Origin of the sequence: Rhizosphaericola mali (genome assembly GCF_004337365.2) — a bacterium.
Taxonomy (GTDB): domain Bacteria; phylum Bacteroidota; class Bacteroidia; order Chitinophagales; family Chitinophagaceae; genus Rhizosphaericola; species Rhizosphaericola mali.
Genome location: NZ_CP044016.1, coordinates 3,157,644 through 3,170,136 on the forward strand (window position 1 = coordinate 3,157,644; position 12,493 = coordinate 3,170,136).

The window sequence follows — 12,493 nt, forward strand, 5'->3', positions numbered from 1 at the left end:
AAAAGTAGTATCTATATCCTTAACATACACAGCTAAGGAGATAGATGCTACCATATCTTTTTCTTAAAAATATTCTCTTATGACGTAAGCAATTCTGTTTGTTTATAAAAAAAATAGAAATTTTAATTAGATGATATTCGTAATCTTATGAAAATTTACAGTTCAAAAGAATAAAAGTATCTGACCTAACAATAAAAAATATCCCATATCCTATTTTCAAATCATGAATCAACAAACTAAAATCTTATCGTTGGATGATTTTAATAAACCATCAGAAACAATTCTATTAATAGTTAAATTTATGATTAGATCTATTTGCGTACCTACTTTAAGATAGTCAAAAATACGAGCTGTTAATCTAACTAAGTCACTTCTATTCAAACTTAGATTAGCATTCATAATTTCCATAATGGCAACTTTTATTTCTTCTGGTGCAATATCATCTATTGTGCGTTTTTCTTCAGAATTATCTCTATAATGGTCCAAGCTTGAAGGCGTTATTTCCCCACTCCAATAAAACTCTTGATGTGAATTTATTTTTTGTATTCCTGGTATTGAGTATACTATTTCTGTCAAAAAATTACTGAGCTTATTCCCTGCACGAGCAGTATTCCATAGTTTTAATATTTTCTTTTGCAAATAATTTTTACTAATTGGAGCTTCAATATTTACCAATTCTTTAATCTGATTCAAAAGGTACACTCGATTTTCTGGATAATATATCGTTTCGGAATTGGCAAATGGTAATGGCTCTAGTTGAGCACAAGTGTATGGAATCTTAGAACAGTTTGCAACTTCGTCCGTAATTTCTAATAATGGTTGATCTGTTATAGATGTATTTTCATGCTCAATTTTATTATCTAAAACAGTATCATTTTCCACTTTAGGACGATTAATAATTTCCTCTATTAAACACAAAATATTTGCGACTATTTGTTCCTTATTTTTAATCCAATCAAGAGACCAAATTCTAAATATGTCCCAACCTAAAGATTTAAGAACGCCAGGCGCCAATAGTTCTCGGTCATTAGTCGTATGAATATGATAGTAATTTTCTCCATCTAATAAAATACCCAATACATATTCTTTCTCATTGTTAGGGTGTATGATTCCTATATCAACTTTATAGTTGGAAGTTCCAATATTTTTTTTGATATGCAAACCTTTATGCTGTAAACTATCCGCGATTGAATCAACTAATGAAGAATTACTTATAGTATTTTCTAAGTTTTTTAATGGTAGATTACCTTTTTGTGCAAAATTCAAAAAGTCTTTTAATCCCTTTACACCTTCAGACTTGGTTCTGTTCAAGTCTATTTGATCGCCAATAAGTGAAGAAAATATTTTCATTTCATACCGCGCTCTCGTTACTGCAACATTCAACCTACGCCAACCACCGTCTCTGTTTAATGGACCAAAATTCATAGAAACTTTTCCAGACTCGTCTGGCCCATATCCTATGGAGAATAAAATTATATCTCGCTCATCGCCTTGTACATTTTCTAGGTTTTTAATAAAAATAGATTCTACTAACTGCATCGCATATTCATCCAATAATGGATTTTCTTGAAACATTTTTTGTAAAAGATCTTCTATTAAATTTTGTTGTATTTGACTAAAAGTAACAACACCTAAAGATTTTTCATTTTTTGTAGTTAAATGAGTTTTAATATAATTTACTATAGCCTCTGCTTCATGAATATTTGTTCTTGTTTTACCTTTATCATAAAAGCCTTTTACAAATTCAAATGTTACTTTTTGATTCAAATCATCAGGAGACGGAAATGTCAATAATTTACTATCATAGAAATGCTTGTTACTGAAAGAAATCAAACTTTCATGCTTACTACGATAGTGTCTCAACAAATAATTGGACGGAATCGATAACGCCAGACAGTCATCTAAAATACTTTCCAAATCTTCTAATTCATAATTATCCTCATCTGTTTTGGAACTAGCAAAAAAACTAGTGGGCGGCATTTGTTTTGGATCTCCTACAATGATCGCTTGTTTGGCTCTTGCCAATGCACTGATGGATTCGGAGGTAGGTAGCTGTGAGGCTTCATCAAATATCACTAAATCAAAATGATCTTGATTGACATTGAAATATTGAGCTACAGAGATAGGACTCATCAACATACAAGGCTTCAGCCTTGGAATTAAAGTAGGTATTTGATCAAATAATTTGCGGATCGATAATCCTCGACCTTTACTTCTAATGGCTTTTTGCAAGATTCCTATTTCAGAGCTTTGCACGGCTTCTTGGTTGAAATTGGGAATATTGGAACTTAATTGTACTATCAATTTATTTTTGGAAATTTCAATAAATTCTTTGTGCAAATCTTTGTATTGATGTATCATCGACTCATAAACGGAAGCATCAAAACGGTTCAATATTTCTTTTGCGTTAATGCCTTGAATGAAATTGTTGAGATGAAGTATTTTATAAAATTCGATTTCAATATTTCCCGTATCAAAAATGCCTTGTTCTAATTTTTCAATAAACCAATGGAGATTTAATTTATCGGCTTTAAACTTGAAAATATTATAGTTGATCCAATCTTCCAATTTAGGCAGACTAGCATTTATAACTTCTAATTCATCTTTATCACCAATAGAATATAAAAAGGTAGAAAGGTGATTACGAGCTTCTTCTAATTTCTGACTAAGAGAAAGCGGCGCATCAATATTTTTGTCAATATTTTCGGTAATAAAGTTATGTTTTATCCAACTTTCTGAATCTGCAACGTTAGACAACTGTAGCAATTCTTGAAGTTTTACTATATTCTCCAAATCCTTTTCAATAGCATCAATATTTAATTTTTCTGAAGAAAAATATGCATTATATAGCGATCCAAATTGTTGATATTTAGTGTCTGAGAGATTATTAAGTACCGCTTTATACGTTTCTAGTTGAGTAAAAATTTGATCTATATCTTGTTCAGAAGACAATTTAATTTTTGCAAAACCTTGTAACTGTGCTTTAATTTTTCTTTGTTTTAACCATTTTGGAAAAAACCAAGCGTGCTTGGATTGATTCCACTGAAAATTCCAATTTTCCGAATCAAATTTTAAAATACTTTTATTGAAATTACTCAAAATATGAGATTCAATTTCTGCGTGCTTTTCATTTTCTGACAACCAAAACTTTAGCGTGCGGTTCTTCTCCTTATCGAAAATAAAATCAAAAAGAATAGGTCTAATTTTATTAGCTTTTATGAATGATATCACAGGAACGAACAATGTAATATCTTTTTCGGCTAACAGATATTGTTGAAATACAGCACTCGCTTTCTGGGAACAATGAATATACTCTTCTATTGAGGTTGATAAATTTGATTTACTTTCATATCGATGCGCCGTAAGTTTTACTGATTTTAGTGGATGTTGAGACGGCTGTCCAATCTTCGCTGCAACTGCACTAAAAGGCTTCAACCAATCAAGCCATTCATTCCATTGTTGCTCATCAAGTTGATCAATATCAATCGATAATTTCAATTCATTTTTAAATGTAATCTCATTTATCTCAATAAATGAAAGACTATCAAATATGCTCCAACCAATATTATTTTTGTGATGTAATTGCGTAACGAATTTATTCAGTTCTTTTTTTCTTTCATCTAATCGACCGCCTTCCAATACAAAATCTCTATTCAATTGATATTTGGGTACGTCTAATGTTCTTTCAAATTGTTGAAGGACATCAGATTTCTTAGATTTATTGGAGTGTAACTCTAATGTGAAAGGACTTAACCCAATACTTTCTAATCGATGGTGTACTACATCCAACGCCGCTTTCTTAGCCGCAACAAATAACACTTTTTTTCCATTAGCTAAGGCGTCCGCTATAATATTGGTAATAGTTTGGGACTTACCTGTTCCTGGAGGGCCGTGAAGGATAAATGTTTTATTGAGATTAGCATTCTTTACAGCATTAAGCTGAGAATTATCAGCCGAAATGGGTAATGTAAGCAGTGCTGCAGGTAGATTTTCTAATGCTGCATCATCACTTTCTACGCTTTCTAATGAGGCGGACAACTTGCCTTCTATCAAGCTTTTAACAATGGAACTTTTTTGTATTTCTTCAGAATATTTAGAAATATCTTGCCAAAGTATTAATTTATTAAATGAAAAGATTCCTAATACAATTTGCTCCATTACGTCCCAACCTTCGAGATTCATAATGGCATTTCTTATAATTGCCAAGACCTTTCCTACATCTACGCCAGACTCGTCCATGGGTAAATTTTCCAAGGCATTAAGATTTAACTTATATTCTTGTTTCAGATACTCTACCAATGTAATATTAATCATAGTCTCCTCTTCCCGGCTACGCAGCGTATATTTAGTATTGGCCGATTTTCTAGAAAGTTCTACAGGAACCAATAATATTGGTGCAAATCTTGGGATCGTTTTGGCCTTCGAATCAAACCATTTCAACAGACCGAGCCCTAAATACAAAGTGCTTTTGCCGTTTTCTTCTTCTGCTAGTTTGGACGATCTGTAAAGATTGGTGAGAATCGTTTCTAGATCATCACTGTGGTAAGTAGTTAGTAATCTATTGTATTTAAACTCCTCATCTGCAAGTTTAAATAATGGCAAAGAAGAGTGCAATGGTGCTATATAGTTGCCATATTTTCGAGTAATAGGTTGATTATCGTTTGGATGAATGGTGTATGTTTTACCATCTGCTAAAGTATCTTCTAGTAAATTGATCTTGAGATCAACTATTTGTAACATACTTTTTGTGAAGCGAATATTGAGCAAATTATTTCTTAGTGACAAATCCAAAAGTTTACGCTCCCATATCTTTTGCTTGGTTAAATTGCTTAAATCTGTTAATTCTAAACTATCATAAACATTTCCAAATTCAAATTCTTCATCCAAGGTAAAATTTGAATCGGACTCTAGTTGGTTTGATTCTTTACTTAGAACATCTTCTGATTTTACTGTAGGCAAAGGGAATATTCCATTAGATCTACAGCTCTTTACATCTATAGATAAAATAAAATCGTCGAGATTCATTAATTCCACTTCTGCATTGGCAACAGCTTTGCTAAATGGAATATTATTGCCCTTACATAGATTGGTAGATTCTATTAATGCAATTTCTTTGGTACCAGATGCTATCCTTTTAGAAATAGCAGCTTGGTCAAAATTAACCATTGTATCAAATCGCTTGTCTTCTATCCAAACGCCAACAAATGCATGCCCTTTGGTAATTATGATTATTGGATGAAGGCTAATCGCTTCTAAACAGGCAGCGAACAATAGTGATAGGTCTATACAATTGCCAAATTTTGTTTGCCAGACTTGATCCACTAGGCGAATACGTTGTCCATGACTTTCAAAACTCGGAGGCATCGCACTATATATGAACTCTTGATTTTGAATGGCTTTATAAATTGCAGAAACCATCTGTACAACTCTTTCCTTGTCTTTTCTTTGATACCCTTCAAAAGAGGGCGATAGATTATTATTTTCCAATATTTCTATCGCTTTTGTCTTGATCTCATAGATAGTTGGATGATTTGGGATTACATAAGAACATAACAATTGAGGAAGCACCTGCAAACCACCAAAATAATCCATTGGTAACACATCTAAAGCTATTTGTTTAGTCTGTAACTCTATATTTCCAGTAGATATTTTAATATTGATATTATCAACATCCTTTTCTGTAAGATTTCTTAATAAAGAAAGATTAAATTGAAAATCAAACTTTGAAACTATAATTTTTCCATCAATGGGTTTATCTATAAATACCTGATATTCTTTTATAATGTCTAAACTAGATGAAACTTCTACCTTAATATTTTCCGTATTTTCTGGCAGATTATGTACTTCTATTTCTTGAAGAAAATTGTATTTATTTAAACAAAATGTATAGTTGATGAAAGGATAATATCCTACTACAATTTCGGGAGTCAGTATTTCTTCATTCATAATTTGGTCTAGTTTTTCTATTATTTCAAGGGTATTTTATAAAGTTCTTATTTAGGGATATTATAGTCACCCCTATTTATGTTTTTTGAAGTTTTCTGCCTGCTCCAATACATTTTTGTAAACATCATCCTGTGTAATTGGCGGATAACCAAATTGGTGCAACTTGACGATAATATCCATTTTTAATTGGGCTTTGATGTCGTCACGTTCGCTCCAATCAGGATATTTAGCAGTGTTGTCTACGATAGCTTTTATCTCACGAGCCAATTCCAGCATTTTATCTTTATCGAATTCAAATCCATATTGTTTACAGATCATATCCAAAATGTCGTAAAATGCTTTTTCTTCATAGTCAATTCCCAAATCTTCAAACGAAGCCATTTCTTGTCTTAACTTTAGAATCAAATCCAAAATTTGTTCAGAGGTATCGGCTTGTATTCCGTCATAATCCAAAATATCTCTTTCACTTCGCTCATTGTATCGATTAATGATACTTTGTAAACGTTCGGCAAACTCTATTCCTTTAATTTTATTTACTTTCTTAAAATCTGAAATGGTTTGTTTCAGTAGTCGTTCTAGGATTTTTACCTTGGTATTTGGCAATTCTAAATTGCTAATTCTCTCAATGAATTTATCGTTGAATAAATCTATCGCATTGGCTTTGTTATCATCCAATTTAAAAATTTCTTCCACACCTTCAGAAATGATGGCTTCCTCTACCATTTTGCTCACTTTTTCATTCATTTGAGCAGTATCAGGAGCTTCACCTTTGGTCAATTTTACCACGATAGATTTGATCGCAAAATAAAAATGAATTTCATCTACATATTTTTCCGAAAACAAATTAGAACCACTTACCAAGTTATAAGCAGATTTCAATTTTTTTGTAACATCTACAAAGAATTTTTCCGATTGCTCCGTTTCCAAAACCAACTCCGAAGCTCGGTTCAAACATTTCAATTGCTCAACAGGATTTCCTTCAAAATATTCGGTCGTGTCAAATTGATGGAAAAATTGTCGAAGTAATTCTACTTGGTCTTTTACAATTATAACAGCTTTATCTAAATCTTCAAAGTCATCGTCAGCAGTTGTTCCGTTGAACATTCCTAAGGCATGATTCAAGTTCTTTTTGATGCCAATATAATCCACCACCAAACCTTTATCTTTCCCTTCATATTTTCGATTCACTCTAGAAATTGTTTGAATTAAATTATGCGTTTGCAAAGGTTTATCAATATATATCGTATCCAAAAATGGCACATCAAAACCGGTTAGCCACATATCGACTACAATCGCAATTTTGAAATTGGATTTAATTTGTTTGAATTGACGATCCAATTCTTTTCGTTCCTCCTTACTACCTAAAAGATTCCACAAACTTTGTTCATCATCTTTATTTCTGGTCATTACCATTTTGATATACTCAATTGGTAAAACTTCCTTTTGTTCTTTTTCGGTAAGATTTTCTGCAATTTTTATTTCGTTCCATTCAGGACGTAAGTTTATTATTTCCTGAAATAATTTATACGCAATTCCTCTGGAGGCACACACAATCATCACTTTTCCCGCAACGGTTGCATTCTCTTCTAAACGGCTTTCGTAATGTTTGATAAAATCGTGAGCAATGGCTTTTATTCTGTCGCTATCGCCTAAAACCACTTCCATTTTCGCAATAGCTTTTTGGCTGGCTTCCACATGATATTCACTTGCCCCTTCCTCTACTGCATTTTCGTAATAGCTTTCAATTTCTGCTACCTTCGCATTATCCAAGTTAACTTTTGCCGCTCTACCTTCGTACACCAATCTCACCGTAATTTCATCGTTGACCGATTCAAACATGGTATATTGATCGATTACATCGCCAAATACGTCCAACGTTTTATCAATTGGCGTTCCTGTAAAGCCTACATACGTTGCATTGGGTAAAGAGTCGTGTAAATATTTGGCAAAACCATAAGATTTCTTCACACCATTTTCATCAATTTTTACTTTTAAATCCAGATTAACTTGGCTACGGTGGGCTTCATCTGAAATGCAAATAATGTTGTTTCTATCAGATAAAATATCGTCGTCTTCCGCAAACTTTTGAACGGTAGTTAAATACACACCACCACTTTCTAAGCCTTTTAATCTATTGCGTAAATCTTCTCGTGAAGTAATATTGATGATATTTTCATCCCCAATAAAATCCTTCGCATTGGTAAAATCTCTGGATAATTGATCATCTAAATCTGTTCTATCGGAAATGATGATAATTGTTGGACTTGAAAATTTTGTAGAGCGCATCAACAATCTCGATAAATATAACATTGTGAAGCTTTTACCGCAGCCAGTCGCGCCAAAATAAGTACCACCTTTTCCGTCTCCTTCGGGTTTTCTATGTGCTAGAATGTTCTGAAATAATTTATTGGCAGCATAATATTGAGGATATCGAGTAAGGATTTTCTTTTCATTTTTGGATGTGTCTGGAAACAATACAAAATGATGAATAAGATCTACTAAACGAGCCTTATTCAACATTCCATGAACGATGGACGTAGTGGTTTCTATTCCTGTGAGTGCTTTCTTTTCGTCACCAGTAATTTTGTTCCAACCATAGAAAAATTCATAAGGAGAAAATATAGTTCCTGATTTATTGTTGATACCATCGCTGATAATACAAAATACGTTGTACTTCATCAATTCTGGAATATCTCTTCTATATCGAATCGTGAGTTGCTTAAATGCATCATGAATGGTGACTTCCTCTTCAATGGCCGTTTTAAATTCAAAAACTACTATTGGGATTCCATTGATGTACAAAATCAAATCTGGAATACGCAATTCCGATCCTTGGATCTCTAATTGATTGACGATCTGAAATGAGTTGTTATGCTCATTTTCAATATCGATGTAGCGAATGTGCAAATCCTTTTTATTGGGATTATTGCGTTTAAAAATAAATCCATCAGCTAATAGTTTACATATATATTTATTTGAATCATACAGATTAGAAGCGGATTGAAAAGCCAATTCGTTGATGATGGTTGTTAATTCAATTTCTTCCAAATTGGAATACCGATTCAGTAGAAAATTTTGTAAATCTTCTCTGATTAAAACTTCTTGATTAGATTTTCTTTCTAATTTATTGCCATTAATATAATCGTAACCTTCTATTTGCAAAAGGCTTATGAATGCTTGTTCTAGTTGTGATTCTGTATATTTCATGATAACTTTTTCAAGTTAAGTTTTTAAGTTTTTTATAACACGATCACATAACGTGTTACATTTTTGAAATTTTTGTAACATGACAAAATAACGTGTTACATTTTTCGGGTTTTTGTAACATGAAAAAATAACGTGTTACAATTTTAGAGTTTTTATAACATTTTGCTTATTCGTCATTCAACTTATGCAATTGAGTAGCTTCATTTAAAAATTGATAAAGTGCTATGTTAATATAAAAATTCTCTTTCCCAATTTTTTGACGATGAACCAAATTCAATTCCACTAACTGATCTAGATAGCGAGATGCTGTTTGTCTCGAAACACTTAAATCTTGTACTAAAAAATCAATTTTAGTATACGGATGTTTAAATAAATTATTAATTAAATCTTGGGAATAAATTCTAGGCAATTCTGAGCGAATCTTCTCTTTATAAGTTTGCATTAAACTTTTAATGCCTTTAATTATAGAAATCGTTTGTACAGAAGTTTTTTCTATAGCCTCTAGTATAAAAAGAATCCAATCCTCCCACTCGTTGGAGTCTCGAGTATATTGCAAAAGCCTGTAATATTCAGCTTTATTTTGATTAATAAATCGGCTTAAATATAGAATAGGAAGATGGAGTAATTCTTCTTTAATCATATATAAAATATTAATGATTCTCCCTGTTCTTCCATTTCCATCGTAAAAAGGATGAATACTTTCAAACTGATGATGAATAATAGCTAACTTTACCAAAGGATCAAGATCAGACAGCTCAGAATCATTAATAAAGTTTTCTAAATTATTCATATGTTCACTAATCTCTTTGAAACTTTGAGGTGGAGTATAAATTACTTCTCCTGTCTGATCATTTTTAAGAGAAGTTCCAGGAACTTTTCTAAATCCTGTTCTGGTTTCTTCTAAAACAGCATGAATTTCAATGATGTTGTTAGAAGTTAACAATCCTATTTTTCTTACCAATTCAAACCCAAATTTTAAAGAGCTAGAATAGTTATATACCTCTTTCGCTGCAAAACTTGTAAACTGTTTTGCGATGGAATCGCTACTAAAAAGCTCATCATGCGTAGTGATAATATTCTCAATAGCTGAACTGTCTTTTGCTTCTTGTAAAGAAAGTGTATTTAAGATAATCTCTTCATTAGGAATAGTTTCCGATACACCGTTTAATTCAGCTAGTGCTTTGTTTGCCGCAACAGTTTTTTTGAAAACTTTTTTTGTTTCCAAATCAAAATCTAACGGTAACGTGGGTATTTGATAATTACTCATTTTTTTTTATTTCATTTACTTCTTTCTGTATCCAAACGGGTGTATAGCGAAGTTGTGACTTTATAACAGAAGGGTCTAACTTCAATATGGATGGTTTTAATTGGATTAAAAAATCATCGTTGTTTTCTTTTTGCCCTTTTTCTTTGAGTGCTTGTACAATTAAATGCAATAAGTCATCCTTAATGGCAAAACTCCTAGCAGCCGTTTTCTTGAATTTGATGCTCCTATTTCCAATTTTGATTTCTCGTTGAGAACCATCCGTAAGGTAAACCGCTTTAAGTGGAATTTGTGTACTAAGGCCTAATAAATACAAAGCAAGAACCCCTGTAGCTGCAATGCGTGCTTTGTCCCGTTTTGCAATTTCTTTTGCAACTTCTTCTATATTGGGATTGATGATTCCCAGCAAAGGATCTATTTTAGGTTTTAAGTAAATACCATGTGCTAAACGTACCAAAACAGCCTCTTTCTCTAAACGTGAGAGTACCTGACGAATATTTTCAGGCGAACCATATTTTGAAAAATCATCTGCAAAAAATAGTTTGCCACGAGATGATTTTAAAATCTTTGTTTCTATTTGGTTTTTAGACATTCTTAGACTATTTCACTTGAAATTCTTGTCACAAATTTAGTAAATATTTGTGACAAGAATAATACCTCGATAAGGATTATCCTAGTTGTGATTCTGTATATTTCATTATGTACACAATTCTATTCTGAAATCCTTTATTTAATCCTATTTTTCCCTTTCTGAGTTAAATAATAGCGTTGATTCCTGCTGGTTGGTTTATCGGGCAAGGTCAAAGCTATGTATCCTGCGTTAATGGCTGGTTGCAGATAATTTAATCTGAAATTTTCACGATCGGCTAACTTAAGCAAGTCTTGTAATTCTTGTCTGGAATGTTGTCCGTCTATTACCTTCAATAACGCTTCGACTTGCGGGGTATCTTGCGGGGTATCTTGCGGGGTATCTTGCGGGGTATCTTGCGGGGCAATCTCTTCGCTTGCAGGTAAAGTCAATCGAAGAAAGTTTTCAGAAAATTGAAAATTTTCTTTTGAATATGCTTGCAATATCCTTGGCACACCAGAACCTAATTGCTCCACCAAATCCAAATCCTTGAAAATACGCATCAATTCCTTATTTCTCGGAACAGAAAAACCTTCGAAAAATTCCTCTTGCGACAAGCCAGAAGGTAAACTACCATAGGAGGTAATTTCTATGCGATCGGCAAATATTTCAAACTTGGGTGCTATTTCTCTGGTATAATCATTATGCACAAAAGCATTAATCACCGCTTCCCGAAGGGCTATGGCATTCCATAAACGCGTTTCTTGTCGTTCTTTGGCAGTTATTTTAGTAGAAGTCCGATTTTCAAGTTGGAGCTTATCCAATACTTGTTTGGTCGCCTTTACTAAACATTCGTAACCATATTCGTTACTTTCTATTAAATCAATCCTATCCAAACCCTTATAACGCGCCACTTTTATAGATACAGCATTGATATCATTCATCAAATAAGCAACATAATTGTACTTACCATCTTCTGTGAGTAATTCAAGATTTCTTGCAAATTGCTGATTCAGTGTTTTATCTACCGACTGATAATAAATATGCAACTGCTGAAACTTCAAATCCTGTTTGGGCGACTGAATAGTGCCAATAGCATTGTGCACTCTTTTACTGAAGAGACTTTCGATTTGTCTTGCAGTCATCGGTTCTGCAGCACTACCTATGCGAATGAAAGCACCTTTTTCCGAAAGTCCATATTTCTTTACATAATATGGTTTTTCATAACCTCCTGCTACTATGAGTTTGATAATTTCTTTACCGTCTTTTTGCTCCAATGCCAAATCAAACAAACCTAAACAAGAAGGAACTATATTGTTTTTCAATCGATCTTTTATCAATAATTGTTCTTGGTCGGCATCGGTTAAGCCAACGATTGTTCCATGCTTGTCTATGCCAATATAAATCACGCCACCTTCCTTGGAATTAAGAAATGCCACCACTTCCTTCTCCAATTCTGGCGTTACCTTTTGTTTGTATTCTGTATGTTGGTTTTCGGTGTCTTTCAT

At 32.8% G+C, this 12,493-nt stretch carries 5 protein-coding genes; all 5 read right to left on the minus strand.

Features of this window, described 5'->3' with window-relative positions; translation table 11 throughout:
• Nucleotides 1-228: 228 nt before the first annotated feature.
• Nucleotides 229-5,946 carry a DUF3320 domain-containing protein gene (locus tag E0W69_RS13615; protein ID WP_131330594.1) on the minus strand — a complete coding sequence of 1,906 codons (5,718 nt, stop codon included), beginning with the start codon at nucleotides 5,944-5,946 and terminating at the stop codon, nucleotides 229-231.
• A 72-nt stretch (nucleotides 5,947-6,018) separates the two neighbouring features.
• On the minus strand, nucleotides 6,019-9,153 hold the full coding sequence (locus tag E0W69_RS13620; protein ID WP_131330595.1) for a type I restriction endonuclease subunit R: 3,135 nt from the start codon (nucleotides 9,151-9,153) through the stop codon (nucleotides 6,019-6,021).
• Nucleotides 9,154-9,319: 166 nt separating this feature from the next.
• On the minus strand, nucleotides 9,320-10,420 hold the full coding sequence (locus E0W69_RS13625; protein WP_131330596.1) for a Fic family protein: 1,101 nt from the start codon (nucleotides 10,418-10,420) through the stop codon (nucleotides 9,320-9,322).
• Nucleotides 10,413-11,009 (minus strand): DUF6088 family protein, encoded by a 597-nt coding sequence (locus E0W69_RS13630; protein ID WP_131330597.1) that lies wholly within the window; start codon nucleotides 11,007-11,009, stop codon nucleotides 10,413-10,415. Before E0W69_RS13630 ends, E0W69_RS13625 begins: the two co-directional genes overlap by 8 nt.
• Nucleotides 11,010-11,143: 134 nt before the next feature.
• Nucleotides 11,144-12,493, minus strand: a complete 1,350-nt coding sequence (locus E0W69_RS13635) for a Fic family protein (RefSeq protein ID WP_131330598.1) — start codon at nucleotides 12,491-12,493, stop codon at nucleotides 11,144-11,146.